Source organism: Cupriavidus sp. 05N39, from assembly GCF_056397325.1.
In genome coordinates this window covers 23,259-47,752 of sequence record NZ_JBFTNE010000024.1, presented here as the reverse complement: position 1 = coordinate 47,752, position 24,494 = coordinate 23,259, and the positions used below count along the sequence as shown (strand labels likewise).

General features: G+C 65.0%; 27 protein-coding genes, 1 tRNA gene and 1 riboswitch. Of the genes, 13 read left to right on the top strand and 15 right to left on the bottom strand.

Features of this window, described 5'->3' with window-relative positions; all coding sequences use genetic code 11:
- Window positions 1-23: 23 nt before the first annotated feature.
- From AC1DN0_RS13990 to glyA, 5 genes are all read right to left on the bottom strand, one after another.
- Window positions 24-647, bottom strand: a complete 624-nt coding sequence (locus AC1DN0_RS13990) for a pilus assembly PilX family protein (RefSeq protein WP_477102317.1) — start codon at window positions 645-647, stop codon at window positions 24-26.
- On the bottom strand, window positions 644-1,669 hold the full coding sequence (locus tag AC1DN0_RS13985) for a PilW family protein (protein WP_477102316.1): 1,026 nt from the start codon (window positions 1,667-1,669) through the stop codon (window positions 644-646). Before AC1DN0_RS13985 ends, AC1DN0_RS13990 begins: the two co-directional genes overlap by 4 nt.
- Window positions 1,669-2,256 (bottom strand): type IV pilus modification protein PilV, encoded by a 588-nt coding sequence (gene pilV / locus AC1DN0_RS13980; RefSeq protein ID WP_441624835.1) that lies wholly within the window; start codon window positions 2,254-2,256, stop codon window positions 1,669-1,671. Before pilV ends, AC1DN0_RS13985 begins: the two co-directional genes overlap by 1 nt.
- 180 nt (window positions 2,257-2,436) lie before the next feature.
- Entirely contained in the window at window positions 2,437-2,904 is a 468-nt protein-coding gene (gene nrdR / locus AC1DN0_RS13975; protein ID WP_035863927.1) for a transcriptional regulator NrdR, read from the bottom strand.
- Window positions 2,905-3,062: 158 nt separating this feature from the next.
- Window positions 3,063-4,310 carry a serine hydroxymethyltransferase gene (glyA, locus tag AC1DN0_RS13970; RefSeq protein ID WP_276287961.1) on the bottom strand — a complete coding sequence of 416 codons (1,248 nt, stop codon included), beginning with the start codon at window positions 4,308-4,310 and terminating at the stop codon, window positions 3,063-3,065.
- Between the two features lie 123 nt (window positions 4,311-4,433).
- Window positions 4,434-4,536: riboswitch (ZMP/ZTP riboswitch) on the bottom strand.
- 162 nt (window positions 4,537-4,698) lie between these two features.
- On the opposite strand from glyA, the gene ybgC reads away from it, so the two are divergent.
- The 10 genes from ybgC to AC1DN0_RS13920 all read left to right on the top strand — a co-directional run bounded on the left by ybgC (window position 4,699) and on the right by AC1DN0_RS13920 (window position 12,473).
- Window positions 4,699-5,103, top strand: a complete 405-nt coding sequence (ybgC, locus tag AC1DN0_RS13965; protein WP_441624832.1) for a tol-pal system-associated acyl-CoA thioesterase — start codon at window positions 4,699-4,701, stop codon at window positions 5,101-5,103.
- Window positions 5,100-5,783 carry a protein TolQ gene (gene tolQ, locus AC1DN0_RS13960; protein ID WP_035863933.1) on the top strand — a complete coding sequence of 228 codons (684 nt, stop codon included), beginning with the start codon at window positions 5,100-5,102 and terminating at the stop codon, window positions 5,781-5,783. Before ybgC ends, tolQ begins: the two co-directional genes overlap by 4 nt.
- Before the next feature lie 43 nt (window positions 5,784-5,826).
- Window positions 5,827-6,264 (top strand): protein TolR, encoded by a 438-nt coding sequence (tolR, locus tag AC1DN0_RS13955; protein WP_035863937.1) that lies wholly within the window; start codon window positions 5,827-5,829, stop codon window positions 6,262-6,264.
- A gap of 15 nt (window positions 6,265-6,279) precedes the next feature.
- On the top strand, window positions 6,280-7,440 hold the full coding sequence (tolA, locus tag AC1DN0_RS13950; protein ID WP_477102315.1) for a cell envelope integrity protein TolA: 1,161 nt from the start codon (window positions 6,280-6,282) through the stop codon (window positions 7,438-7,440).
- Window positions 7,441-7,665: 225 nt separating this feature from the next.
- Entirely contained in the window at window positions 7,666-8,994 is a 1,329-nt protein-coding gene (gene tolB, locus AC1DN0_RS13945) for a Tol-Pal system beta propeller repeat protein TolB (RefSeq protein WP_441624828.1), read from the top strand.
- A 17-nt stretch (window positions 8,995-9,011) separates the two neighbouring features.
- Window positions 9,012-9,527 carry a peptidoglycan-associated lipoprotein Pal gene (gene pal / locus AC1DN0_RS13940; RefSeq protein ID WP_441624826.1) on the top strand — a complete coding sequence of 172 codons (516 nt, stop codon included), beginning with the start codon at window positions 9,012-9,014 and terminating at the stop codon, window positions 9,525-9,527.
- An 18-nt stretch (window positions 9,528-9,545) separates the two neighbouring features.
- The gene (gene ybgF, locus AC1DN0_RS13935; RefSeq protein ID WP_035863945.1) at window positions 9,546-10,304 is read left to right on the top strand and encodes a tol-pal system protein YbgF; all 759 of its coding nucleotides are present in this window, start codon (window positions 9,546-9,548) and stop codon (window positions 10,302-10,304) included.
- 139 nt (window positions 10,305-10,443) lie between these two features.
- Entirely contained in the window at window positions 10,444-11,127 is a 684-nt protein-coding gene (gene queC, locus AC1DN0_RS13930; protein WP_441624824.1) for a 7-cyano-7-deazaguanine synthase QueC, read from the top strand.
- Between the two features lie 83 nt (window positions 11,128-11,210).
- Window positions 11,211-12,326, top strand: a complete 1,116-nt coding sequence (locus AC1DN0_RS13925; protein WP_441624822.1) for a YeeE/YedE family protein — start codon at window positions 11,211-11,213, stop codon at window positions 12,324-12,326.
- Window positions 12,327-12,397: 71 nt separating this feature from the next.
- A tRNA-Lys gene (locus AC1DN0_RS13920) sits at window positions 12,398-12,473 on the top strand.
- Between the two features lie 109 nt (window positions 12,474-12,582).
- Here the strand turns inward: AC1DN0_RS13920 and AC1DN0_RS13915 are convergent.
- From AC1DN0_RS13915 to AC1DN0_RS13895, 5 genes are all read right to left on the bottom strand, one after another.
- On the bottom strand, window positions 12,583-14,478 hold the full coding sequence (locus tag AC1DN0_RS13915) for a S9 family peptidase (protein WP_477111659.1): 1,896 nt from the start codon (window positions 14,476-14,478) through the stop codon (window positions 12,583-12,585).
- A 46-nt stretch (window positions 14,479-14,524) separates the two neighbouring features.
- Entirely contained in the window at window positions 14,525-15,685 is a 1,161-nt protein-coding gene (locus AC1DN0_RS13910) for an AI-2E family transporter (protein WP_441624818.1), read from the bottom strand.
- 148 nt (window positions 15,686-15,833) lie between these two features.
- On the bottom strand, window positions 15,834-16,334 hold the full coding sequence (locus AC1DN0_RS13905; protein ID WP_441624816.1) for a DUF3318 domain-containing protein: 501 nt from the start codon (window positions 16,332-16,334) through the stop codon (window positions 15,834-15,836).
- Complete coding sequence (locus tag AC1DN0_RS13900; RefSeq protein ID WP_441624814.1) at window positions 16,331-16,711, bottom strand: phage holin family protein; 381 nt, start codon at window positions 16,709-16,711, stop codon at window positions 16,331-16,333. The genes AC1DN0_RS13905 and AC1DN0_RS13900 overlap by 4 nt, the downstream gene beginning before the upstream one ends.
- 170 nt (window positions 16,712-16,881) lie before the next feature.
- Window positions 16,882-17,199 (bottom strand): ElaB/YgaM/YqjD family protein, encoded by a 318-nt coding sequence (locus tag AC1DN0_RS13895; protein WP_324291756.1) that lies wholly within the window; start codon window positions 17,197-17,199, stop codon window positions 16,882-16,884.
- A gap of 229 nt (window positions 17,200-17,428) precedes the next feature.
- Here AC1DN0_RS13895 and AC1DN0_RS13890 point away from each other — a divergent pair, with 229 nt between their 5' ends.
- A complete protein-coding gene (locus AC1DN0_RS13890) occupies window positions 17,429-18,067 on the top strand; it encodes a peroxiredoxin (protein ID WP_441624812.1) in 639 nt (212 codons plus the stop codon).
- Between the two features lie 162 nt (window positions 18,068-18,229).
- Here the strand turns inward: AC1DN0_RS13890 and AC1DN0_RS13885 are convergent, their stop codons facing one another.
- On the bottom strand, window positions 18,230-19,423 hold the full coding sequence (locus AC1DN0_RS13885; protein ID WP_035863960.1) for an acyl-CoA dehydrogenase: 1,194 nt from the start codon (window positions 19,421-19,423) through the stop codon (window positions 18,230-18,232).
- A gap of 212 nt (window positions 19,424-19,635) precedes the next feature.
- On the opposite strand from AC1DN0_RS13885, the gene AC1DN0_RS13880 reads away from it, so the two are divergent.
- Window positions 19,636-20,451: an IclR family transcriptional regulator gene (locus tag AC1DN0_RS13880; protein WP_477145788.1), complete on the top strand. Its 816-nt coding sequence runs from the start codon at window positions 19,636-19,638 to the stop codon at window positions 20,449-20,451.
- 51 nt (window positions 20,452-20,502) lie between these two features.
- Here AC1DN0_RS13880 and kynA read toward each other — a convergent pair whose 3' ends face one another.
- Genes kynA through kynB form a run of 3 tightly spaced genes read right to left on the bottom strand, consistent with a single transcriptional unit; the run spans window position 20,503 to window position 23,356 of the window.
- Window positions 20,503-21,366, bottom strand: a complete 864-nt coding sequence (gene kynA / locus AC1DN0_RS13875) for a tryptophan 2,3-dioxygenase (protein ID WP_477111671.1) — start codon at window positions 21,364-21,366, stop codon at window positions 20,503-20,505.
- Window positions 21,367-21,405: 39 nt separating this feature from the next.
- Window positions 21,406-22,662, bottom strand: a complete 1,257-nt coding sequence (gene kynU / locus AC1DN0_RS13870; RefSeq protein WP_441624807.1) for a kynureninase — start codon at window positions 22,660-22,662, stop codon at window positions 21,406-21,408.
- A 37-nt stretch (window positions 22,663-22,699) separates the two neighbouring features.
- Window positions 22,700-23,356 (bottom strand): arylformamidase, encoded by a 657-nt coding sequence (gene kynB / locus AC1DN0_RS13865; RefSeq protein WP_477102312.1) that lies wholly within the window; start codon window positions 23,354-23,356, stop codon window positions 22,700-22,702.
- Between the two features lie 163 nt (window positions 23,357-23,519).
- Here kynB and AC1DN0_RS13860 point away from each other — a divergent pair, with 163 nt between their 5' ends.
- The gene (locus tag AC1DN0_RS13860) at window positions 23,520-24,002 is read left to right on the top strand and encodes an Lrp/AsnC family transcriptional regulator (RefSeq protein WP_035863970.1); all 483 of its coding nucleotides are present in this window, start codon (window positions 23,520-23,522) and stop codon (window positions 24,000-24,002) included.
- 19 nt (window positions 24,003-24,021) lie between these two features.
- Here AC1DN0_RS13860 and AC1DN0_RS13855 read toward each other — a convergent pair whose 3' ends face one another.
- Entirely contained in the window at window positions 24,022-24,468 is a 447-nt protein-coding gene (locus AC1DN0_RS13855) for a MarR family winged helix-turn-helix transcriptional regulator (protein ID WP_441624803.1), read from the bottom strand.
- Window positions 24,469-24,494 lie beyond the last annotated feature (26 nt).

Genomic DNA, 24,494 nt, shown 5'->3' with positions numbered 1-24,494 from the left:
GCGTAGGTCAGGAGCGAGGTCAGTCATTCGGCCTTCCGGTAGTACGACTGCAGCATGGCGCGGGTGGCGGTGTTGGCACCGAAGCCCATCGCGGTGACGCGAAAGATGTAGACGACCGGAGCGTCGGGGCTCCCGGAAGCACCGGGCGATGTGTCCTGGATCGGCTCGATGATGTAGCGGGGCAGGGCGGCGGGCAGCAGGCCCGTGGGCGCGGTCGGGAACTGGCGTCCGGTGAAGGTGCCGTAGGCCACCGCGCGGGCATTCGCCCCGGTCTGCGCAAAGTCCACGGCTTCCCAGTTCGGGGTGCCGCTGTCGACGGCCGCGCACAGGCCCTGGAAGGCTGCGCCAGGCGTGCTCCCCGTGTTGCAGCCGGAGACGAAGGGCAGCAGGTTCGGATTGCTGCCAGAGAACAGGGCGGAGCGGCTGTTGACGGCAACGACACCCTGGATGTCCATCTCGGCATCCTGTAGCGCCATTTCGGCCGCTTGCACTGCAAGGTCGCGGTCGCGCTGATTGGATGCCATGCGTTTGCTGTTGATCGCCAGGCGCGCGCCGGCCACGGCCATGATGCTGATCATCAGGAGCATGACCAGGCCGGTGATCAGGGCAATGCCGCGCTGGGCGGCTGGCTTGAGAGGGGCGCTCATGATGGGGAGCAAGTGCGGCACGTTGCGACGTTGCGCAGTTGGACGGTGACCGAGTATTGGCGGCGCAAGCGCTGTAGCTGCGTGGTCGGCTTGTAGGTCGCGTCGTTGACGGTGCTGTCGCCGCCATAGAGCGTGCCGAAGAGCTGGAAAGTGGGGCCCTCCGGCACCGGGCTGGTCGCGGTGTCGCCGGCCAGTATCAGGGCAATTTTCAGCGACACGACGGTTTGCCATTTGGTGGCCAGAGCCAGCACATCCGTGGCCGGCAGGTAGCGGTCCGGGATGTAGTCATTGTTGGTGTCGACCCCGTACAGCACCTGGAACACCTCAACACCGGAGATGATTGGCACGGAGGTGATCGCGGTGTTCGAGATTTCCTTGTTGGATGCATCGCGAGCGCGATAGCCGCACATCAGTTGCGGGTTGCCGCTCGGGTCGTTGGGGTCTGGCGCCACGAAGAAGCGCGCAAAGCCGCGCGCAAGGTCCGCGTCCTCCCATGCTTGTGGTTCCGCGACGCCATTGCCGGAGCAATCGATCATGCTGTTGTCGGGCACGGTGCGATCCGACGGCGTGCCCGAACCGAAAAAGCGCACCTGCAGCACGTCGCTCTTGTTCACGGGGTTGGTGGTGCCCGGCAGGCACGACAGGTTGAGGCTCGCGTCCTGGCCCGGGCTGGCGCAGTTGTCGACGCCGCTGATCGTGGGTGACAACGCGACGGTGGTCGGCATGATGCCGCCAGGCGCCTGGGCGATGGGCCCGCTGGCCGGGTTTGTTGCCGGCGCGCTGTTGCCGGCGTAGTTGGTCCATGCGGACTGCCGCACGATGCGGACGATGGTGTCCAGGGCAAAACGGCCCTTCTCGTCGAGCGCGGTGGTGTCGTCGATGGTGCTGTAGTTGGTGCGGCTGCCCAAATAAACGGCGGTCGCTGCCAGTGTCAGCAACAGGCCGAGGACCATCGCGACCATCAGTTCGACCAGCGACATGCCCGACTGGGCATGCCGGTACGGCTTGCGGAGCGTACGCATCAGTTCACCGTGCCGGGCGTGGCGACGATGACGATCTGCGGCCGCGTGTTCATGTCGGCGAGATCGGCGCCGGTGCCCAGCGTCTTGCTGCTCAGGCGCGATATCCACCCGACCTTGATGACGATCGGCGCATCGTCGACACGGCCGCTTGCAGCGGCCGTGCAGCCCCAGGAAAAGCCGGACGTCTGGTTATAGGCAACGGTATCGCGGCAGATCACCGCCCGGCCGCCGGGCAGGGCGGCGGCTACCCGGTTCCACCACTCGATCACATCGAAGCGGGCTGTGTCCTGCGCGCAGGAGAGCAGCGTACTGGCGCAGGCCGTCGTATAGGGATTACGCGTCAGCGCGGGCAGCTGGCTGGTCTGGGTGTCGATGAAATACAGGTTGGGCGCGAGGGCCTCGGCGGCCGCGCCCACGCCGGAGACGGCAGTGTTCGCACGCATGCGCTCGGCCATTTCGGTGGCCAGCTGCATGGCAACGGTATCGTAGGAGGCTTGCTGGGAAAAACGCGAGGAATTGAGGAGCAGGCTGGCGACCCCGAGCACGCCAATCGCCAATACGACCATTGCCACCAATGCTTCGAGCATGGCAAAGCCGGCCGTCCCCCGACAGCTTGACTGACCCATTCTGACCCTCGTCCGAAAAGACTACGTTCTTTTGGCTTCGTTCTATTGTTTTGTCACTACTACCCAGGCGGAAGTATAGATATAGGAATGAAGCCTAGGGCACAGTTTGGAAAGAATTAAACAACGTTCCCGTTACTTTTTCTACTGCTTTCGTGGGGTAGACGTTGAAAACTCATCCAGCATGTCGCGGAATTCCGACACGTCTTCAAAGCTCCGGTACACCGAGGCAAAGCGGATGTAGGCGATTTTGTCGAGCCGGCGCAGTTCGCGCATGACCAGTTCCCCGACCTGGCTGCTGGGGATTTCCTTCTCGCCGAGCGCGAGCAGCTTTTCTTCGATGCGGGTGATGGAGGCGTCGATGGCTTCAGCGGAGACCGGGCGCTTGCGCAGCGCCAGGCGCATGGAGTCCTTCAGCTTGTCGCGGGTGTAGTCCGCGCGGGAGCCGTTTTTCTTGACGATGGCGGGGAAGAACAGCTCGATCCGCTCATAGGTGGTGAAGCGGCGGTCGCAGGATTCGCAGCGGCGGCGACGGCGGACTGTATCGCCTTCCTCGGACATGCGCGTGTCCAGGACCTGGGTATTGGAATGAGCGCAAAAGGGGCATTTCATGCCTGACCACCTCGAAGTTTGAACCGGGGCGCGTGCTGCGCGCGCAGCGTCTTGTCATTCTGTGTCGCGCTGGGCTGGGTTGGCAAGGCCCGCCGGCAGCGCTGGCGCGCCGCGGCGGACTGCCGGCCACCCGCGCGTGGGCGGGTGGCGCAGGGGGATCAGCCGTAGACCGGGAAACGCTTGGTCAGGGCTGCCACTTGCTCGCGCACGCTGGCGATATTGGCCAGGTCGTGCGGATTCTCCAGCACGTCGGCGACAAGGTTGGCCACCACGCGGGCTTCTTCTTCCTTGAAGCCGCGGGTGGTCATGGCCGGCGAACCCAGGCGGATACCCGAGGTGACGAAGGGCTTTTCCGGGTCGTTGGGGATGGCGTTCTTGTTGACGGTGATGTGCGCTTCGCCCAGGACCTTTTCGGCTTCCTTGCCGGTGATCTGCATGGCGCGCAGGTCGACCAGCATCACGTGGCTCTCGGTGCGGCCCGAGACGATGCGCAGGCCGCGCTCGGTCAGGGTTTCGGCCATGACGCGGGCGTTCTTGACCACTTGCTGCTGGTAGGTCTTGAACTCGGGCGACAGGGCTTCCTTGAAGGCCACGGCCTTGCCGGCAATCACGTGCATCAGGGGGCCGCCCTGGATGCCGGGGAAGATGGCCGAGTTGATGGCCTTCTCGTGCTCGGCCTTCATCAGGATCACGCCACCGCGCGGGCCGCGCAGGCTCTTGTGGGTGGTGGTGGTGACAAAGTCGGCGTGCGGAACCGGGTTCGGGTACTCGCCGGCGGCGATCAGGCCGGCGTAGTGGGCCATGTCGACCATGAACAGGGCGCCGATCGATTTGGCAACCTTGGCGATGCGTTCGAAGTCGATGCGCAGGGCGAAGGCCGAGGCGCCGGCGATGATCAGCTTGGGCTTCTTTTCCTGTGCCAGCTTTTCCAGCGCGACGTAGTCGATGTCTTCGTTGGCGTCCAGACCGTAGCTCACCACGTTGAACCACTTGCCGCTCATGTTGAGCGCCATGCCGTGGGTCAGGTGGCCGCCTTCGGCCAGGCTCATGCCCATGATGGTGTCGCCCGGCTTCAGGGTGGCGAAAAACACGCCCTGGTTGGCCTGCGAGCCGGAGTTGGGCTGCACATTGGCTGCTTCGGCGCCGAACAGTTGCTTGACGCGGTCGATGGCGAGCTGCTCGACGACGTCGACATACTCGCAGCCACCGTAGTAGCGCTTGCCGGGATAGCCCTCAGCGTACTTGTTGGTCAGTTGCGAACCCTGGGCGGCCATCACGGCCGGCGAGGTGTAGTTTTCCGAGGCGATCAGCTCGATGTGCTCTTCCTGGCGCTGGTCTTCCTTCTGGATAGCGGCAAAAAGCTCGGGGTCGATCTGGTCGATCGTATAGCGGCTGCGTTCGAACATGGCGAAAACTCGTCTGAAAAAAAGGAGATCCGAATCGGCTTCGGGGTAGGGCGCGCGGGGAAGGCACATGCGACCAGCGCCGGAAAGCGTGGCTAGTCCGGCGCAGGGCGCACCCTGCTTCCCATTCGCTGCCCAGGCGAGCGGCAGGCGCTTGATACATCGCGCCAGAGAAACTTGCGCTTCCTCGTGGTAGTGCCCACTGACTTCGCCAGTCGCGCAAGATGGAATGGTTGGCGGCAGTTTAACGCGAGGCGCCGGCTCGCTGCAAGAAGGCGGAGAGGGCTCGCCGCCCGAAAGTCAACGGCTAGTCTGTCAGGTAATGTAATTGTTGTAATGTCGGGTGAGGGTATACACCGGGTCGGGCCGGCTGTCCGTTACAATCGCGGCCATGAGCAACAATGTGTGGGCCTTGCGGGTGTACTGGGAAGACACCGACGCGGGCGGCGTGGTGTTCTACGCCAATTACCTGAAGTTCTTCGAGCGCGCCCGGACCGAGTGGCTGCGCTCGCTTGGCGTCGAACAGCAAGCGCTGGCCGATGAGACCGGTGTCGTCTTCATCGTCAGAAGCACGGCGGTGGACTACAATGCCCCCGCCCGTCTGGACGACATGCTTGAGATCCGGACCCGGATTGAACGGGTTGGTCCAGCGTCTGTCCAATTCGCCCAGGAAGCCTGGCGTGATGAGCAATTGCTGGCTACCGGCGCCATCCGGGTTGGATGTGTCGATCGCACCACATTTCGCCCGACGCCCATTCCCGCTCCCGTCCTAGCAACCATCAAGACCGCTCGATGAATCCCGTGACCGTCACGCAAGACCTGTCGATCATTTCGCTGGTGCTGCACGCCAGTGTGCTGGCGCAGGCCGTCATGGCCCTGCTGCTGGTGATGTCCCTGTTCTCGTGGACATATATCTTCCGCAAGCATTTCTCGCTGCGCTCGGCGCGCACCCAGACCGAGGGCTTCGAGCGCGACTTCTGGGCTGGCGGCGACCTGCAGGCGCTGTACCAGAGCGCGGCCAACAATCGCCACAGCACGGGCGCGCTGGAACGGATCTTCGAGTCCGGCATGGGCGAGTACCTGAAGGCGCGTGAACGCAACCATGACGCCGGGGCGCTGCTCGACGCAGCCCGGCGTGCCATGCGCGCGGCCTACCAGCGCGAGATGGATGTGATGGAATCGCATCTTCCATTCCTGGCCTCGGTGGGCTCTGTCAGTCCTTATATCGGCCTGTTCGGCACGGTGTGGGGCATCATGAACGCCTTCCGCGGATTGTCCAACGTGCAGCAAGCAACGCTTGCCGCGGTTGCGCCCGGCATTGCCGAGGCGCTGGTCGCCACCGCCATCGGTCTGTTCGCGGCGATTCCTGCCGTGATCGCGTACAACCGCTACGCCACCGAGGTGGATCGCCTGGCCATCCGTTTCGAGAGCTTCATGGAAGAATTCCTGAATATCCTGCAACGGCAGACCCGCTAAAGCGCCGAAACCACCAACGTCATCGGTCAAGGAGATACCTGCAATGGCAGCGATACAGCGCCGCGGCGGCTCGCGCCGCCGGGCCAGCGCCGACATCAATGTCGTGCCCTACATCGACGTGATGCTGGTGCTGCTCGTCATTTTCATGGTGGCCGCACCGATCGTGAACCCCGCCGTGGTCGATCTGCCCAGCGTGGCCAATGCCACGCAGCAGCAGAAAGCGCCGCCCATCGTCGTTACCGTGCATGAAGACGGCGCGCTCACCGCGCGCGGCAAGGATGGCGCCGGCAATGCCTTCGAGCGCAAGCTCGACAAGCAGGGCCTGATCGATTTCGTGCACCAGCGCCAGAACGAGAATCCCGACCAGCCGGTGGTGATCGCTGCCGACCGCTCGGTCAAGTACGAGGCCGTGCTCGACGTGATGTCGGTGCTCAAGGCCGATGGCGTGAAGCGCGTCGGCCTGATGGTCAAGCCCAAGTAAGCACCGCCGCCCGCCATGAAGACCGCCGCCTATCCTTACCAGCCGGCCCCGGAGCGGGGAACCCTGCGTTCCTTCCTGCTCGCGGTTTTCATGCACCTGCTGCTTGGCATCGTGCTGTATTTTGGCGTGCACTGGCAGAGCAGCACGCCCGTCGGCGCCGAAGCCGAACTCTGGGACGAGATCCCCGCAACCCCCGCGCCGACGCCGCTTCCCGCTCCGCTGCCCGCACCTGTGGCGGTCGAGCAGGCGCGCCCCGTGCCGCCCGCGCCGGCAGTGAAGTCGCGCGCCGAAGAGGACGCCGAGATCGCCCTCCAGCAGCAAAAGCGCCGCCAGGCCGAAGCCGCCGCCCGCGAGGAGGCGCGCAAGCAGGCCGACCTGCGCGCGCGCCAGGAAACCGAGCGCCAGGAGGCGGCCCGCAAGGAAGCCCAGCATAAGGAAGACCTGCGCCGCGAAGAACAACGCCGCGAGGAGCAGAAGAAGGAAGATCAGAAGAAGGAGGCCCAGCGCAAGGACGACGCGCGCAAGCAGGCCGCCATCCAGCACGATCTACAGCGCAAGGAACAGGCTGAGCGCGAGCGCAAGGAAGCCGAAGCGAAGGCCCGCGCCGATGCCAAGGCCCGTGCCGAGGCCGATGCCAGGGCGCGCGCCGAGGCGGACGCCAAGGCGAAGGCGAATGCCGATGCCAAGGCCGCCGCCACCGCCAAGGCAAACGCGGAAGCCAAGGCCGCCGCCAACGCGAAAGCCAAGGCGGATGCCGACGCCAAGGCCAAGCGCGACGCTGCCGCCAATGCCCAGCGCCATGGCGAACTGGCACGCCTGCAGGCCCTGGCCGGTGGCTCGGGTACCGCCGGTGGCGCCGGCGGCGTCGGCAGCAGCGCGGGCAGCGGCGCCGGCTCGGGCGGCAAGGCTTCGCCCGGCTACCCGGACCGCGTGCGTCGCCGCGTCAAGCCGAATATCGTATTTACTGAAGACGTGCCCGGCAATCCGGCCGCGGTGGTGTCCGTCCAGCTCGCGCCGGATGGCTCCCTGATGTCGTCGCGGCTGGCGAAGTCCAGCGGCAATGCCGCCTGGGACAGCGCGGTGCTGCGCGCCGTCGAGCGCTCGGACCCGCTGCCCCGCGACGAGAATGGCAAGGCGCCGGCCAGCCTTACCATCACGTTCAAGCCGAACGACTAAGGCGAGGGAGCGCGGCGATAGCGATGGCACGGGTGTTTTCGAATTGCAACAGATTGCAACCTGCGTCGAAGCCGGGCTATCCCGGCGCTAGGATGACAGGTTGCCTGACGCGGCCGGCAAATGTGCCCGGTGCACGCGATACGGGCATGCGACATGCTTGCCCGTACCACGGCTTCCAGTTTGCCGGCCGCGCTCGATGAATATTGATCTCGACTGAGGAGCAGCATGCGAAAGCTTTGGGCCCCCCTTTGGCTAGCCGCACGGCGGCACAACACCCCCGCGCACGCCCTGTTTGCCTGGCTGGCCGTGGCGCTGGCCCTTTCGGCCGGCAGCGCACAGGCGCAACTGAATGTTGAAATCACCGGCGTAGGCGCCAGCCAGTTCCCGATCGCCACCGCCAACTTCCAGGGCGAAGCACAGGCCCCGCAAAATGTCACCGCCATCATTCGCGGCGACCTGCAGCGCAGCGGGCGCTTCCGCAATATCGATCCGGCTGGCGCCACCGTGGCCGAATCCGCCAATGCCGACCTTGGCAACTGGAAGTCGCGCGGCGCCGATGCCTTCGTGGCAGGCAGCGTGACCCCGACCGGCAACGGCCAGTACGACGTGCGCTTCCGCCTCTACGATACCGTCAAGGGCCAGAGCCTTGGCGGACTGGCCTTCACCGTCGGGCCGAACCAGTTGCGCGTCGCCGGGCACAAGATCGCCGACTACATCTACGAGAAGCTGCTGGGCGAGCGTGGCGTGTTCGCCACTCGCCTGTCCTATGTCTCACGCGTGGGTGGGCGCTTCCAGCTGCTGATCTCGGACTCCGACGGCCAGAATTCCCAGGTGGCGCTGACCAGCAACGAGCCGATCATCTCGCCTTCGTGGTCGCCGGATGGCAGCAAGGTCGCCTACGTGTCCTTCGAGGCCAAGAAGCCCGTGGTTTACGTGCACGACCTGGCAAGTGGCCGCCGTACGCTGGTGTCCAACCAGAAGGGCAACAACAGCGCGCCTTCGTGGTCGCCCGACGGGCACCACCTGGCGGTCGCGCTGTCGCGCGACGGCAATACCCAGATCTACCAGGTCAACGCCGATGGCTCCGGCCTCAAGCGCCTCACGCGCAGCAGCGCCATCGACACCGAGCCGCAATACGCGCCGGACGGCCGCGGCATTTACTTCACCAGCGATCGCGGCGGCGCGCCGCAGATCTACCGCATGCCGGCCGGCGGGGAAGAAGGCGGTGCAGCCCAGCGTGTGACCTTCAAGGGCAGCTACAACGTGAGCCCGCGCATTTCGCCTGACGGCAAGCAGCTGGCCTATATCACCCGCAGCGGCGGCTTCAAGCTGCAGCTGATGGATCTCGGCAACGGCGATGTCACGTCGCTGACCGACACCGCCAACGACGAGGCGCCAAGCTTCGCCGCCAATGGCAAGTACATTCTTTATGCCACCCGGGTGGGAGGTCGCTCGGTGCTGGCGGCAGTGTCCACTGACGGGCGTACCCGGCAGGTTTTGTCGCTCCAGTCCGGCGAGGTTCGCGAGCCGTCCTGGGGCCCATTCATGCAATAAACGAGGAGTTCCTAGCCATGACCCAAATGATGACCAAAACCCTTGCCGTCGCTGCCCTGCTGGCCCTCGGCGCTTGCAGCTCCGGCGTCAAGCTGGACGACACCGCCAACGCCGGTGCCGGTGGCAAGGGCACGCCTTCGAACGACGCTCGCGCCGTGGCGCCGGTGGACGTCTCGCGCGATCCGCTGAACGACCCGAACAGCCCGCTGGCCAAGCGCAGCGTGTACTTCGACTTCGACAGCTACAGCGTCAAGTCCGACTACCAGGGCATGCTGTCCGAGCACGCCAAGTACCTGGCCGCCAACAAGGGCCGCCGCATCCTGATCCAGGGCAACACCGACGAGCGCGGTACCAGCGAGTACAACCTGGCGCTGGGCCAGAAGCGTGCCGAGGCCGTGCGCCGCTCCATGTCCTCGCTGGGCGTGCCGGAAAGCCAGATGGAAGCCGTCAGCCTGGGCAAGGAAAAGCCCAAGGCAACCGGCCATGACGAAGCCTCGTGGGCGGAAAACCGCCGCGCGGACATCACGTACTAATCCGCGGATAGCCAACTCATGAAAGCACGCGTCTCCAAGTTGGTATTGCTTACTGCGATGTCCTGCGCCAGCCTGCTGCATGTTGCGCAGGCGCGGGCCGGCGTGTTCGATGATGACGAGGCGCGCAAAGCCATCGTGACCATGCGGGACCAGTTCAACGGTTTCCAGGCGACGGCATCGCAGCGCATCGACCAGAACAGCCGCGCCCAGCTCGACATGCAGAACCAGCTCGAGGGCCTGCGCCAGGAAGTGGCGCGGCTGCGCGGCCAGAACGAGATGCTGCAGAACGAAGTGACCACGCTGCAGAAACAGCAGAAGGACTACTACGCCGACCTCGATGCGCGCCTGAAGAAATTCGAGCCGCAGCAGGTCACCGTGGATGGCCGGGAAGGCCTGTCGCAACCCGGCGAGAAGACTGAATACGATGCCGCGCTCAAGCAGTTCCAGACCGGGGACTTCAAGGGTGCCGGCAACGTGTTCTCGGCCTTCATCAAGAAGTACCCGCAGAGCCCGTATGTGCCGCTGGCGCAATACTGGCTAGGTAACTCGTTGTATGCGCAGCGGGATTACAGCCGTTCCACCACGGTGCTGCAAAACATGGTGCAGGCCTATCCGGATCACCCCAAGGTGCCGGATGCGCTGATCGCCATCGCCAACAACCAGATCGAATCGGGGCAGAAGCCCGCGGCCCGCAAGACCCTGGAGCAGGTGGTAGCCAAATACCCCGGCACCGAGGGCGCGCAGGCGGCGACCAATCGCCTCAAGACGCTGAAGTAAGCGCCGCGCTGGGCAGGGCGCCGGTGGCAGGCGAACGACGCAAGGCCCGCATCCGCGGGCCTTTTGTCGTGGTCGCGCTAAAATGCGCGATTCGCCTTGAATTTTGCGTGGCGCCGCCAGGCGCCGCCCCCCCGCCATCATGAAAAAACGCGCTATCGTCCTGCTTTCCGGCGGCCTGGACTCCGCCACCGTCCTTGCCATGGCCAATGCGCAGGATTTCGAGACCTATGCGCTGTCGATGCGCTATGGCCAGCGCCATTCCTCGGAACTGGAGGCAGCCAAGCGCGTGGCGGCGGCCCTGGGCGCGGTGCGCCACGAGATCATCGACCTCGACCTGCGCCGCTTCGGCGGCTCGGCGCTGACCGACGATAGCCTGGACGTGCCCACCGACGGCGCGGTCGGCGGGATTCCGGTCACCTATGTGCCGGCCCGCAATACCATCATGCTTTCGCTGGCCCTGGGCTGGGCCGAGGCCGTTGGCGGCCGCGACCTGTTCTTCGGCGCCAACGCGGTCGATTACTCAGGCTATCCGGATTGCCGGCCCGAGTATGTTTCGGCCTACGAGACGCTTGCCAACCTGGCCACCAAGGCCGGCGTGGAAGGCGAGCGCATCCGCGTGCACGCGCCCATCATCGACATGACCAAGGGCGAGATCATCCGCGCCGGCGTCGGGCTCGGGGTGGACTACGGCATGACGGTGTCGTGCTACAAGGCCGACGACGACGGCCGCGCCTGCGGCGTGTGCGACTCCTGCCGCATCCGCCGCGCGGGTTTCGAGGCCGCAGGCGTGCCCGATCCCACCCGCTACCAGGGCGCCGCCTGACGGTTGCGCAAGAAGAGCGCGCGTCCGCGCGCGCTCAACCCTGACGCCGCACACACCCGTTCCGATTCCCCCGCCGGACTCTCATGCCCGATATCGATCTCGCAGCGCTCAGCCGTACCATACTGGCGAGCACCTTCATCCTGACCTTCCTGTTTGGGGTGGTGCTCCAGCGCACGCACTTCTGCACCATGGGCGCGGTCTCCGACATCGTCAACATGGGCGACTGGAGCCGCATGCGCATGTGGGGCCTCGCCATCGGCGTGGCCATGATCGGCACCGCCGGGCTGGCGGCGGGCGGTTACATCGATCCCGCCAAGACCATCTATGCCGCAAGCAAGCTCAGCTGGCTTTCCGCGCTGGTGGGCGGGCTGATGTTCGGCTTCGGCATGGTGCTGGCCTCGGGCTGCGGCAGCAAGACCCTGGTGCGCATCGGCGCGGGCAACCTGAAATCGCTGGTGGTATTCGTCTTCCTCGGGCTGTCCGCCTATATGACGTTGCGCGGCCTGTTCGGCGTGATTCGCGTGAATACCGTCGATGCGGTGGCGCTCACGCTGTCCACCACGCAGGACCTGCCCTCCGTGCTGGCGCATGCCAGCGGCATGGCGCGTGGCACCCTGCAGCTTGGCATCGGGCTGGTGCTGGGCGGCGCGCTGGTGATCTGGGCGCTGGCCGGACGTGGCTTCCGAACTTTCGATAACCTGCTGGGCGGCATTGCGGTGGGGCTCATCATCGTGGCGATGTGGTACGTCTCGGGGCATATTGGCTATGTGTCCGAAGATCCCAACACGCTCGAAGAGCTGTTCGTGGGCACCAATAGCGGCCGCATGGAAAGCCTGAGCTTCGTCGCTCCGTATGCCTATACGCTGGACTGGCTGATGATGTTCAGCGACAAGAGCAAGGTGTTGACCATTGGCATCGTCAGCGTGTTCGGCGTGGTGGCCGGGGCCGCCGCCTATGCGCTGGTCACGCGCACCTTCCGCTGGGAAGGCTTTGGCAGCGCCGAGGACGTTGGCAACCATCTGGTGGGCGGCATCCTGATGGGCGCGGGCGGCGTGACCGCCCTGGGCTGCACGATCGGCCAGGGCTTGTCGGGCGTATCGACGCTGGCAATCGGCTCGTTTATTGCGCTGGCCGGCATCCTGGCCGGCTCGGTGCTGGGCTTCCGCTACCAGATATGGCGCCTTGAGCGCATGATCTAGCACGAACGTTTAACGCGCTAAGGTTGACATTAGGGCCAGGATATTCCTATAATCGCGGCTTCAGTTTTTCCGGGTCGTTAGCTCAGTCGGTAGAGCAGCGGACTTTTAATCCGTTGGTCGCGTGTTCGAGTCACGCACGACCCACCAGCATTGCGAAAAGGCGTAGCGGGCAACCGCTACGCCTTTTTTGTTTTGGGTCCTGGCCGGGGAAAACGGCTGGGCAGGGAACAAAAGCCTGCCCCCTGGCCAGCAGCAATCAGCCTTGCCTTGCCAGATGCCTGGCCAGAAACGCTTCCATCGCCTCATAGAAGTCGAAGCGGTTCTCCTCGTTGTGAAAGCCGTGGCCTTCGTTTTCCTTGAGCAGGTACTCCACATCGATGCCACGCGCTCGCAGCGCCTCGACAATCTGGTCGCTTTCGGCTTGCTTGACGCGCGGATCGTTGGCGCCCTGGGCCACCAGCAGCGGCGTGCGGATCCGGTCCGCGAAGAACACCGGCGAGGCATCGTGCATGGCCTGGCGGTCGGTTTCGTCGTTGGGATTGCCAATCATCTCGTACAGCATGTCGAGCATCGGCGTCCAGTACGCGGGAATCGTCTCCAGCAGCGTGAACAGGTTCGATACGCCAACATAGTCGATGGCGGCGGCATAACGGTCCGGCGTGAAGGCGACGCCGGCAAGCGTCGCATACCCGCCATAGCTGCCGCCGAAGATCGCCATGCGCTTCGGATCCACGATGCCCTGCGCGACGAGCCAGTCGACGCCGTCGTCGATGTCGCGCTGCATCGTCTTGCCCCATTGCTTGAAGCTCGCTTCCCAGAACTTGCGGCCGTAGCCGGTCGAGCCGCGGAAGTTGATCTGCAGCACCGCGTAGCCGCGGTTCGCCAGCAACTGCACCTCGGGGTTGAAGCCCCAGTCGTCACGCGTCCAGGGGCCACCGTGCGGGTTGACCACGAGCGGCAGGCCCTGGGGCGCGGGCTCGCCAGCAGCGGCTACCGGCACCGTCAGGTAGCCATGGATCTGCAGGCCGTCGCGCGAGGTGAACCGGATCGGCCGCATGCCGGCCATGTCGGCTTCATCGAGCCACGGTAGCACCTTGCCTAGCGTGACCAGCTTGCGCGTGCCGCTGTCATACAGGTAGCGGGTGCCGGCGGTCCTGTCGCTCGACGCGGAGACGATCATGCGGGTCTCGTCGCGCGTGAGGCTGGTGATGTGGTGCTCGTAGCCCGGCAGCTGCCGTTCCAGGTCGGCATGGATCTGCCCGGCGTGCGCGTCAAAGAAATGGCGGTGCGTCTTCCAGTCCGTGTACCAGGCGGCGCTCAGCACACGGCGGTGACGCGAGTAGCTCAGGCCGCCGACGTCGACTTCATCGTGCTCGAAGACCAGCCGGCCTTCCTGTGCCGTCTGCGGATCGAATTCGAAGATCGCCAGCTTGTCGCGTCCGCGATTGGATTGCACATACAACTGCTTGTTGTCGAAGGTGAAGAACAGCGGCGCGACCGTCTCGCGGAAATCGGTAGTCAGGATCGGGCGGAAGGGCTGGTCCTCGGTATCGCGATAGAGCAGGGTGGTATTCACGCCGTCGCTGGCGGTCGCCACGCGCAGGCGGCCGGCATGATCGGTGCCCCAGCTCATCACATTGCCGGGGTTCTCGGCGATCTGCACCGACTCGCCGGTCACGACATCGACGCGCAGCACATCGAAGACCTGCGGCTCGCGCTTGTTGTGCGACAGCAGGATATGGCGCTCGTCGTCCTCGAGATCGTCGACGATCTCGGCCCGTACGCCGGGGTACGGCGTCAGGTCGACCGGGTCGCCGCCGTCGATCGGCACCGACAGCACGTGGAAGTTCTCGTCGCCGCCAAAGTCTTTCACGTAGAGGATGTGCGCATTGCCTTTCCAGGCGTGGAAGGGCAGGTCACGCTCGGTTTCGCGGGTCAGCGGCCGGGCTTCGCCCAGCAGGTTGCCGTCGGTGTCGATGGCCTGCACGAAAATATTCTGGCGGCCCTGATGCCTGGCCAGGAACGACAGGTGACGTCCATCCGGAGAGATCGAGAACTGGGAGCGGTCCGGCTTGCGAAACAGTTCGCGCACGCTGTAGTGCTTTACCTTCGCGGGTGCCTGCGCACCGGATGAATCGTGGTTTTGACGCAATGCTCACTCCTTGGTGTGTTTGGGGCCGGCAAATACAGCGGCGGGCTCAATCCGTGTGGGCCGCCTCGGGGTGTGTGTCGCCGCGGGCGCCGGCTGGGCCTTCCGGCGGTGCCGGTGGCGTGGAATCCTTGTCCTGGGCCGCATCGCGGCGCTCGATTTCGTCGCGCGTCGAGGTGGACAGGTCCCAACTGGCGATAAACAGCGCGGCGATCAGCGGACCGATGACGAAGCCATTCAGCCCGAACAGCGCCATGCCGCCCAGCGTGGAGATCAGCACCACCCAGTCGGGCATGCGGGTGTCCTTGCCGACCAGGATGGGGCGCAGGACGTTATCCACCGCGCCGATCACCACCGCGCAGAAGCCGATCAGGATCGAGCCTTTGCCCACGTCGCCGGTCAGCAGGAAGTAGATGGCCACCGGCCCCCAGATCAGGGCGGCGCCCACGGCCGGCAGCAGCGACAGGAAGGCCATCAGCACGCCCCATAGCAGCGAGCCCTGGATGCCGAGTATCCAGAAGATCAGGCCGCCCAGCGCGCCTTGCACCGCGGCGACAGCGATATTGCCCTTGACCGTGGCACGGGCCACGGTGGTGAACTTGCGCAGCAGGTGCTGTTTGTGCGGCTCGCTCAGGGGAATGGCCTGCATGATCAGCCGTGAAATCTGCGGACCATCGCGCAGCAAGAAGAACAGCAGGTACAGCATCACGCCGAAGCTGACCACGAACTGGAAGGTGTTCTGTCCGATACTCAGCGCCTGCGTGGCGATGATCTGGCTGGCCTGGGCGGCGCCATTGGTGAGCTTTTGCTGCAAGTCGCCGATATCGAGGAGCCCGAAGCGGTCCAGCACCCGTCCCACCGAAGGTGGCAGCGCGTGCACGGCCTGCTGGAAGTAGGCGCCGAAATTGAGTTGCCCCGACCTGATCTGCTGGTAGACCGTGCCGCCTTCCCGGAGCAGGGCGCCAGTGACGAAGATCAGCGGCAGCACCACGATCAGCATGCACAGCGTCAAGGTGGTCAGCGACGCCAGGTTGCGCCGGCCGCCCATGCGGCGGGTCAGCCAGTTGTTGGGCGGCGTGAAGATGATGGCCAGGATGGTGCCCCAGAACACCGCGCCAAAGAAGGGCCAGAGGACGAAGCAAAAGGCTACCGAGACTACTGCCAGCAGCAGATAGAACGCCTTCTGCTGCATATCCGATCGATGGGTCATTGCGCTGTCCCTTGGGTCAGGTTGGCATCGCGGGGGCGCCGCACGGGCTGCCGCTGGTCGCCAAGGCGCATCGCGCCCGCCACGGGCAAGCGCGCGCTCGAAAGGCAAGGCCAGCGTGTGCCATGGCCTTGCGTCGGGGGTTGCGGTACTAGCGTACCAGCGGGTCGCGAAATCCGGTGTCGACGGTTTCGACGGTGTCGGGCGGAGCCCGCCGGGCAGCTTCCGCGCTGCCCTTCTGCCAGGTTTGATAAACCCAGTAGCCGGCACCTGCCAGGATGCCGAACTTGGAGGCCTTCCACGTCCAGCGCAGCACCGGCGTCTTGCGCAGCAACGGCAGTGCCAGGGACACGGCCGAGCTGAGCAGCGGATATTCCTTGGCCAGGCCCAGCAGCTTGAGCCAGGAAGCAGGCCGGGTCATGCGCGGCAGCCAGGTGCTGAAACGGCCGAACCGGGTTGCGCTGCCCCGTACATGGTGAAGCGCCTGGGCGCAGTCGTAGCGTTCCAGCGCGGCGCGCGTGATCAGAAGTTCCTTGCGGATGGCGAGCGGCAAGCGCACCTCGCGCGAGAAACGCACCGGGCGCTGATGTTCCCGGTGCGGGGTGCCGGCCACGTTCTCCGTGGGCTGGTCTGGCTTGTTCGGGTGGCTCATCGGCGCAGGATCTCCCGGTCTTTGTCGATCTCGGCCAGCGTGGCTTCGAACAGGGGCGGGGCATTGCGCGCCAGGTGACGGGCGAATGCGAGGCAGGCTGCGCAGGCGGTCAGGTAACACGCAACCAGCACGCAGAGGGCTTGCCAGCGGTAAGTGTCCCAGAACAGGATGGCGATCAGCACGGTCAGCGTCACCAGGGCCAGGCCGAAGAACACCAGGCCGAAACAGGCCAGCAAGGCCATCTTAATCAGCCGCGCGCGTTCTTCCGCGAGTTCTACGCTGGCAAGTTCGAGGCGCGTCTGCACCATCGCCACCAATGATCCTGCCAGGCTGCGCAGGGCATCCATAAATTTGGGGGAGGAGGTGGGGTCGCTCATGCAATTCCGGCGAAGGCGTGCAGCGGCAATGCRCTGCACCAGCTACAGACGGGAAGCCCCGCCAGCGGTGTCGGACCACTGGCGGGGCGTTGCCCTGCACCGCCTCGCGACCTACGGAGGACTGGGTGCGGGGCATTCGGGTTCATACGCGAGGCTTGTGGCCTTGCGAATTACTTGCGGTTCAGCAGCAGGCCGATCAGCAGGCCAACACCGGCAGCCACGCCGACGGCGCGCCACGGGTGGTCGTGTACATAGTCATCGGTGGCGCGTGCGGCCGCCTTGCTCTTGGTGACTACGGCGTCCTGCAGGTCCTGGGCCTTTTCCTTGGCTTGCTTCAGCAGGCCCATGCCGCGCTCGCGCAGTTCGGCAGCTTTCTCGCCGGTGGTCGAGGCCGCTTGCTTAAGCAGTTCTTCGGCATCGGACAAAACGGTCTTGACATCGCTCATCAGTTTCTCCTGTTTGCGGGCGGTGGTTTCGGATTGTGACATTTTGCCTTCCTCGCACGTTCTCGGGCAGCTTCTCACCCTCTTTACTAGCATATGCGGGGAACCGCCGTGGTTTCAACACCACGAGTCCGACACCGTGTGTGGGACATTGACGCAGACAAAGGTCCTAAGACAAAAAGGTGATTTTGTAGTGACTTTATATTCGTTTGGGTTGGATCGCAATCTCACTACACTGGTTCAACCCGAATTTGCCCCCTTTGCGGACACCCTTATGACACTACGTCTTGGCGACATCGCACCGGATTTCGAGCAGGATTCCAGTGAAGGCCCGATTCGCTTTCATCCATGGCTTGGCGACAGCTGGGGCGTTCTGTTTTCGCACCCGGCCGACTTCACGCCGGTCTGCACGACCGAGCTGGGTTTGACGGCGAAGCTAAAGGACGATTTTGCCAAGCGCAATGTCAGGGCGATCGCGCTGTCGGTCGATCCGGTCGAGTCCCATCGCGAGTGGATCAAGGACATCGACGAGACCCAGGGTACCACGGTCAATTTCCCCATCCTCGCCGATGGCGACCGCAAGGTTTCCCAGCTCTACGACATGATCCACCCCAATGCGAACGAGACCCTGACGGTACGTTCGCTGTTCGTGATCGATCCGAAGAAGAAGGTGCGCCTGATCATCACCTACCCCGCCAGCACAGGGCGCAATTTCAACGAGATCCTGCGCGTGATCGATTCGCTGCAGCTCACCGACAGCCATAGCGTTGCCACGCCGGGTAACTGGCAGGACGGCGACGACGTGGTGATTGTGCCCTCGCTGAAGGACGAGGAGGTGATAAAGCAGAAATTTCCGAAGGGTTACAAGGCCGTGCGGCCTTACCTGCGGCTGACGCCGCAACCCAACAAGTAAGCGGCTGGCCGGGGCGCACCGCGCCCCGCCGGCCGACCCGTGTTGTACAACGATGGGCTCGCCCGTCGTCTCTCCTTGGTAGTGTGCTTGGCCCGGCTTCGCAGCCGGGCCTTTTTAATTTTCTGCCGGAGAACGGGCGGCCCGGCTTCCAGGCCCGGGAATTTAGAAGAAGGCCTGGATGCCGGTCTGGGCGCGGCCCAGGATCAGTGCGTGGATGTCATGGGTGCCTTCGTAGGTGTTGACCACTTCGAGGTTGACCACGTGACGGATCACGCCGAACTCGTCCGAGATGCCGTTGCCGCCGAGCATGTCGCGCGCGACGCGGGCGATGTCCAGCGATTTGCCGCAGGAGTTGCGCTTCATGATCGAGGTGATTTCCACCGCGGCGGTGCCTTCGTCCTTCATGCGGCCCAGGCGCAGGCAGCCTTGCAGGCCCAGCGTGATCTCGGTCTGCATGTCGGCCAGCTTCTTCTGGATCAGCTGGTTGGCCGCCAGGGGACGGCCGAACTGCTTGCGGTCCAGCGTGTACTGTCGCGCGGTGTGCCAGCAGAATTCGGCGGCGCCCAGGGCGCCCCAGGCGATGCCGTAGCGGGCCGAGTTCAGGCAGGTGAAGGGGCCCTTCAGGCCGGATACGCCCGGCATCAGGTTCTCTTCCGGCACGAACACCTGGTCCATGACGATTTCACCGGTGATCGAGGTGCGCAGGCCGACCTTGCCGTGGATGGCCGGAGCCGACAGGCCCTTCCAGCCCTTTTCCAGGATAAAGCCGCGGATGGCTTCCTTGCCGTCGTCGCCGACCAGCTTGCCCCACACCACGAACACATCGGCGATCGGCGAGTTGGTGATCCACATCTTGGCGCCGGAGAGTTCATAGCCACCCGCCACCTTCTTGGCGCGCGTGACCATGGAGCCCGGGTCGGAGCCGTGGTTGGGTTCGGTCAGGCCGAAACAGCCGATCCACTCGCCGGTGGCCAGCTTGGGCAGGTATTTCTGCTTTTGCGCCTCGCTGCCGAACTCGTGGATCGGCACCATCACCAGCGACGATTGCACGCTCATCATCGAACGGTAGCCCGAATCCACCCGTTCCACTTCGCGCGCGATCAGGCCGTAGGCCACGTAGTTCAGGCCGGGGCCGCCGTATTCCTCGGGAATGGTGGGGCCGAGCAGGCCAAGTTCGCCCATCTCGCGGAAGATCTCGATGTCGGTCTTCTCGTTGCGGAACGATTGCAGTACGCGCGGTGCGAGCTTGTCCTGGCAATAGGCCAGTGCGGCATCGCGCACCATGCGCTCGTCGGCGCTCAGCTGGTCGTCCAGCAAGAGGGGGTCGGCCCAGTGGAATTCGGCGTTGGCAGCCATATTACGTCTCCTTCGATAGTGCAGGTCGGTGCAGGTCGGGATGGGCAGCCGCGCGGGCCGGCCCTGAATTCATGAATTATCGGCGCATTCCGCGCTCTGCCGAGGACTCTTTGAGTTCCGCATTGCGGAACTTTGTTCCGATGATGTAGTATATCGCAATGCGCGGTCCGTGCAATAGGCGCGCGCCTTCATCCCACCCGCGGAGACTTCCTTTGGCCACCGAATCGCAAGCCACGCCCGCAGCAGATGTCGTCAGCGCCACACCGCGCGAAAGCGATCCCAATTTCGTCACCGCGCTGGCGCGCGGCCTTGAGTTGCTGCGTTGTTTCCGCACCGGCGAATCGATGCTCGGCAACCAGGATTTCGTGCGCCGCACCGGCTTCCCCAAGGCAACCGTGAGCCGGCTGGCCGGCACGCTGGTGCAACTGGGCTACCTGCGCTACGACGATAGCCTGGGCAAGTACGCGCTCGACGCCGGCGTGCTGGCGCTGGGATATTCTTACCTCTCCGCTTCCAACGTAGTCACGCTGGCGCGCCCGCACATGCTGGCGTTTGCCCAGGCTTACGGGGTATCCGTCTCGCTGGGCAAGCGGGAGCGGCTGGAGGTGATCTATCTTGAATCGATCCGGAACGATGCGGGTGTGATGCTCGGGCTGGGGGTAGGGTCGCGCCTGTCGCTGGTGTCGAGCTCGATGGGGCGCGCCTACCTGGCGGCCTTGCCGGCGGYCAAGCGCGAGCGGGTGCTGGCGGAGTTTGCCCAGGCCTATCCGGAGCAGTGGAAAACGCAGGAGGCGGCGATGCGTGCCACGGTGGCGGAGGCCGCGACCCTGGGTTACGCGGCGTCATTCCGCGACTGGCATCCTGCCATCCACGCGTGCGCGGTGGCGTTCCGGCCAGTGGGGGAGAAGGAGTTGCACATGCTCAGTTGCAGCGCGTCCTATGGCTCGGTCGAGGAGGCGGTATTCCACGACAAGCTGGCGCCGGCCTTGCGCGCGCTGGCGGCGCGGCTGTCGGACCCGGCGCTCTGAGCGCTCGGGGGCGGCGGTACCGGCCTGGCCGGCACCGCCTTGCGGTCGCGCCTACAGATCCGTGCGCAGCTTCCACAATTCGGGGAACAGCACCACGTCGAGCATCTTGCGCAGGTAGCTGACGCCCTCTGTGCCGCCGGTGCCGCGCTTGAAGCCGATCACGCGCTCCACGGTCGTGACATGGCGGAAGCGCCACTGCCGGAAGGCGTCTTCCAGGTCGACGAACTTCTCGCCCAGTTCATACAGTTCCCAGTGCGCCTCCGGCTGGCGATAGACTTCCAGCCACGCGGCTTCCACCGAGGCGTTTTCGCCGGCCGGCAGGGTCCAGTCGCGCTCGATGCAGGTCGCATCGATGGCAAAGCCGCGCCGTGCCATCAGGCGGATCGCCTCGTCATACAGCGATGGCGTGCGCAGTGCTTCCTCCACCAGGGCCAGGTGTTCGGGCTGGTGTGCATGCGGGCGCAGCATGGCGGCGTTCTTGTTGCCGAGGATGAATTCGATTTCGCGGTACTGGAAGGACTGGAAGCCGGACGACATCCCGAGGTAGGGACGCATCGCCGAGTATTCCGGCGGCGTCATGGTGGCCAGCACATTCCACGCCTGCACCAGTTGCTCCATGATGCGCGACACCCGCGTGAGCATCTTGAAGGCTGGCGGCAACTGGTCCTGGCGCACGCATTCGCGCGCGGCGCGCAACTCGTGCAGCGCCAGCTTCATCCATAGCTCGCTGGTCTGGTGCTGCACGATAAACAGCATCTCGTTGTGCTCGGGCGAGAGCGGATGCTGGGCGTTGAGAATCTTGTCCAGCGCCAGGTAATCGCCGTAGCTCATCTCCTTGGCGAAATCCATCTGGGCGTCGTGCCAGCTGGCGTCGTCGCCGGCGGTCTCTTTTGCACCCAGGCCCGTACCCGACATCGGGCATCCTTTGTTGCTATTCATGTTGCGTGCTCCTGCTCAGGTCACTTGGCCACGGGTCTGGTGACGCTCGGCCTTGTAGCTGCCGCTGTCCAGCACGTCGCGCATGATCTCGACCGCATCCCACACTTCCGTGAAGCTGGTGTACAGCGGGGTGAAGCCGAAGCGCGCGACACGCGGCTCGCGGTAGTCGCCGATGACGCCGCGTTCGATCAGGGCTTGCACCAGCCCGAAGCCGTCCGGATGGGCAAAGCTGACATGGCTGCCGCGGCGCGTGTGAGCGCGGGGGGTGACCAGTTCGAGCGGGTGATGGCCGCAGCGTGCCTCCACCAGCGCGATAAAGAGATCGGTCAGCTGCAGCGACTTGGCGCGCAGCGACTGCATGTCGGTCTGGGCAAAGATATCCAGGCCGCATTCGACCATGGCCAGCGAGGTGATGGGCTGGGTGCCGCACAGGAAGCGGGCCACGCCCTCGCGGGGGCGATAGCCGGGTTCCATCGCGAACGGCGCGGCATGGCCCCACCAGCCGGACAGCGGTTGCCAGAAGGCGTCGCGCAGTGCCGGCGCGACCCACAGGAAGGCGGGTGAGCCCGGGCCGCCATTCAGATATTTGTAGGTGCAGCCAACCGCATAATCGGCCTTGGACGCGTTCAGCGCCACCGGCACCGCGCCGGCTGAATGGGCCAGGTCCCATACGGTGAGCACGCCGCGGGCGTGCGCCATCTCAGTGAGGCCTGCCATATCCAGCATTTCGCCCGTCTTGTAGTTGACGTGGGTCAGCATCAGCACGGCGGTGTCGGCGTCGACCGCCGCATCGATTTCCTCGGGGGCGTTCACCAGGCGCAGCGAGTAACCCTGCTGAAGCAGGTCGGCCAGCCCTTGGGCGATGTAGAGGTCGGTGGGGAAATTGCTTGCCTCCGAGACGATGACCTTGCGCTTCGGGTCGCGCGTCTGCTGCACGCGCAGCGCGGCCGCCAGCACCTTGAACAGGTTGATCGACGTGGTATCTGTGACGACGATTTCATCCTCGCCGGCGCCCACCAGCGGTGCGAGCATATTGCCCAGGCGTTGCGGCAGCTCGAACCAGCCGGCGGTGTTCCAGCTGCGGATCAGGCCCGTGCCCCACTCCTCGCTTACCACTTCGGCGGCACGTGCCGCGGCGCTGCGCGGGCGGGCGCCCAGCGAGTTGCCGTCGAGGTAGATCACGCCGTCCGGCAGTGCGAACTGTTCGCGCAGGCTGCGCAGCGGGTCCTGCTGGTCAAGGGCGAGGCATTGCTCGCGGGTCATTGCAGTCATGGGTGAGAGGTTTCCTGGAGGGGGCGGTTCGGTGGGTTCAGGTCAGGCTGCGCAGCACGGCGCGTACCGGGCTCGCATCGAGTCCGGCAAAGCGCAGGGGCAGCGCGATCAGTTCGTAGTCGGCTTCCGGCACCGCGTCGAGCACCAGTCCTTCAAGGATGGCGAGACGATGGCGGCGCACCATGTTGTGCGCGTCCATGGTCTTGGATTCCTGCGGGTCCAGCGAAGGCGTATCGATGCCGACCAGCGTGACGCCATGCGCGGCCAGCAGCGCGATGGTCTCTGGCGCCACCGCGCAGAAGCCGGGATCCCACTGCGCCAGCGGAGCTTGCCGGTAAGTGCGCAGCAGCACACGCGGCGGCACGCCCGCGAGGGCATGCCCGATATGGTGCGGTTCGACCAGCGGGCTGGCGCCGATGCAATGGATCACCCGGCAAAGACCGAGATAGGGCGCCAGGTCCACTTCACCGATGGGCGCGCCGTCCGCGGCGTAGTGCAGCGGTGCGTCGGCATGCGCGCCGGTGTGCGGCGACAGCGTGATGCGCCCGACATTGACCGGGCAGTGCGCGTCCATCTGCCAGGCGGCTTGCTGCTGGAAAGGCGTGTCTCCGGGCCACACAGGCGTGTCGGGCGAGAGCGGCGGGCTGATGTCCCACAGCTGGCGCTGGATGTCGGGGGCGGGGCGGTTTGTCATTGGGTGGCTGATGCCGGGGGCCGGCGTTCCGGTGCTCTACGTGGAGCGGATGACGGCATGATAGTCAATATTCCGGGCAAGAGGCTTGCTTATTGACCGGGTTGGTGGTGCATATTTCGCATAGAATTTCATGAATGAATAAAGCCATCGAAGAATCTGCGAAATGAACCTCGATCCCATCGATTTGCGCATCCTGACCTGCCTGCAGGAGAACGGGCGCATCAGCAACCAGGACCTGGCCGACCGCGTGGCGCTGTCGCCCTCAGCCTGCTTGCGGCGGGTCCGGCTGCTGGAGGAGAGCGGGGTGATCGGCGGCTACCGCGCCTGGTTCGATGCCGAAATGCTCGGCCTGGAGCTGGAAGCGATCGTGCAGGTGTCCATGCGCCCCGAAACGGAGGGATGGCACGACACGTTCAACGCGGCGGTGCAGGCCTGGCCCGAAGTGGTGTCGGCCTACATCATCACCGGCGACAGCAATTACATCCTGAAGGTGCAGGCGCGCAATCTCAAGCATTACTCGGATTTCATCGTCAACCGGCTCTATCGCACGCCCGGCGTGATGGATATCCGTTCGAACATCGTGCTGCAGAGGATCAAGACCGACGGGTCGCCGCTGGCGGTGATCAAGGGCGATCCGTCGTCCTGAGCCGCCGCCCTGGCGCCAATCAGCGCGGCGTGCGCAGCGCGATCAGCCGGCGCAGGGTGTCCTTGAGCTGATCGCCTTGCTGCGGGCCGAAGTCGTCCAGCACCTGCTGCTCGTGCGCGGCGGCTTGCTCGAGCAGTGCGCGGGCGCGGGCGCGGCCGCGCGGGGTGATCGAGACCAGCGCATGCCGGCGGTCGTCCGCGCCGTTGCGGCGCGCGACAAGGCCGCTGGCGGCCATGCGGTCGATCAGCTTGGTCAGGGTGGGTTGCTTGGTCAGCGTGATGTCGGCCAGGGTGCCGATGGTGCAATCCGGCCGGTCGGCCAGCGTGGCGAGCACGCGCCATTCGGGCACAGAGAAGCCCGCCGCTTCCACCTGCCGGTGGAATTCTCCGGACACAAGGTAGCTGGCCCGCGCCAGCAGATAAGGCAGGTAGCCGTCGACAAAAGCGGGCTTGGGCGAATCCGTCATGGCTGCGATGGCCTTGTGCGCCTGCG

Excerpts from the sequence above, each read along its gene's own strand:
- AC1DN0_RS13990 (WP_477102317.1), bottom strand. The coding sequence starts at position 647 with ATGAGCGCCCCTCTCAAGCCAGCCGCCCAGCGCGGCATTGCCCTGATC.
- AC1DN0_RS13985 (WP_477102316.1), bottom strand. The coding sequence starts at position 1,669 with ATGCGTACGCTCCGCAAGCCGTACCGGCATGCCCAGTCGGGCATGTCG.
- pilV (WP_441624835.1), bottom strand. The coding sequence starts at position 2,256 with ATGCTCGAAGCATTGGTGGCAATGGTCGTATTGGCGATTGGCGTGCTC.
- nrdR (WP_035863927.1), bottom strand. The coding sequence starts at position 2,904 with ATGAAATGCCCCTTTTGCGCTCATTCCAATACCCAGGTCCTGGACACG.
- glyA (WP_276287961.1), bottom strand. The coding sequence starts at position 4,310 with ATGTTCGAACGCAGCCGCTATACGATCGACCAGATCGACCCCGAGCTT.
- ybgC (WP_441624832.1), top strand. The coding sequence starts at position 4,699 with ATGAGCAACAATGTGTGGGCCTTGCGGGTGTACTGGGAAGACACCGAC.
- tolQ (WP_035863933.1), top strand. The coding sequence starts at position 5,100 with ATGAATCCCGTGACCGTCACGCAAGACCTGTCGATCATTTCGCTGGTG.
- tolR (WP_035863937.1), top strand. The coding sequence starts at position 5,827 with ATGGCAGCGATACAGCGCCGCGGCGGCTCGCGCCGCCGGGCCAGCGCC.
- tolA (WP_477102315.1), top strand. The coding sequence starts at position 6,280 with ATGAAGACCGCCGCCTATCCTTACCAGCCGGCCCCGGAGCGGGGAACC.
- tolB (WP_441624828.1), top strand. The coding sequence starts at position 7,666 with ATGCGAAAGCTTTGGGCCCCCCTTTGGCTAGCCGCACGGCGGCACAAC.
- pal (WP_441624826.1), top strand. The coding sequence starts at position 9,012 with ATGACCCAAATGATGACCAAAACCCTTGCCGTCGCTGCCCTGCTGGCC.
- ybgF (WP_035863945.1), top strand. The coding sequence starts at position 9,546 with ATGAAAGCACGCGTCTCCAAGTTGGTATTGCTTACTGCGATGTCCTGC.
- queC (WP_441624824.1), top strand. The coding sequence starts at position 10,444 with ATGAAAAAACGCGCTATCGTCCTGCTTTCCGGCGGCCTGGACTCCGCC.
- AC1DN0_RS13925 (WP_441624822.1), top strand. The coding sequence starts at position 11,211 with ATGCCCGATATCGATCTCGCAGCGCTCAGCCGTACCATACTGGCGAGC.
- AC1DN0_RS13910 (WP_441624818.1), bottom strand. The coding sequence starts at position 15,685 with ATGACCCATCGATCGGATATGCAGCAGAAGGCGTTCTATCTGCTGCTG.
- AC1DN0_RS13905 (WP_441624816.1), bottom strand. The coding sequence starts at position 16,334 with ATGAGCCACCCGAACAAGCCAGACCAGCCCACGGAGAACGTGGCCGGC.
- AC1DN0_RS13900 (WP_441624814.1), bottom strand. The coding sequence starts at position 16,711 with ATGAGCGACCCCACCTCCTCCCCCAAATTTATGGATGCCCTGCGCAGC.
- AC1DN0_RS13895 (WP_324291756.1), bottom strand. The coding sequence starts at position 17,199 with ATGTCACAATCCGAAACCACCGCCCGCAAACAGGAGAAACTGATGAGC.
- AC1DN0_RS13890 (WP_441624812.1), top strand. The coding sequence starts at position 17,429 with ATGACACTACGTCTTGGCGACATCGCACCGGATTTCGAGCAGGATTCC.
- AC1DN0_RS13885 (WP_035863960.1), bottom strand. The coding sequence starts at position 19,423 with ATGGCTGCCAACGCCGAATTCCACTGGGCCGACCCCCTCTTGCTGGAC.
- kynA (WP_477111671.1), bottom strand. The coding sequence starts at position 21,366 with ATGTCGGGTACGGGCCTGGGTGCAAAAGAGACCGCCGGCGACGACGCC.
- kynU (WP_441624807.1), bottom strand. The coding sequence starts at position 22,662 with ATGACTGCAATGACCCGCGAGCAATGCCTCGCCCTTGACCAGCAGGAC.
- kynB (WP_477102312.1), bottom strand. The coding sequence starts at position 23,356 with ATGACAAACCGCCCCGCCCCCGACATCCAGCGCCAGCTGTGGGACATC.
- AC1DN0_RS13860 (WP_035863970.1), top strand. The coding sequence starts at position 23,520 with ATGAACCTCGATCCCATCGATTTGCGCATCCTGACCTGCCTGCAGGAG.
- AC1DN0_RS13855 (WP_441624803.1), bottom strand. The coding sequence starts at position 24,468 with ATGACGGATTCGCCCAAGCCCGCTTTTGTCGACGGCTACCTGCCTTAT.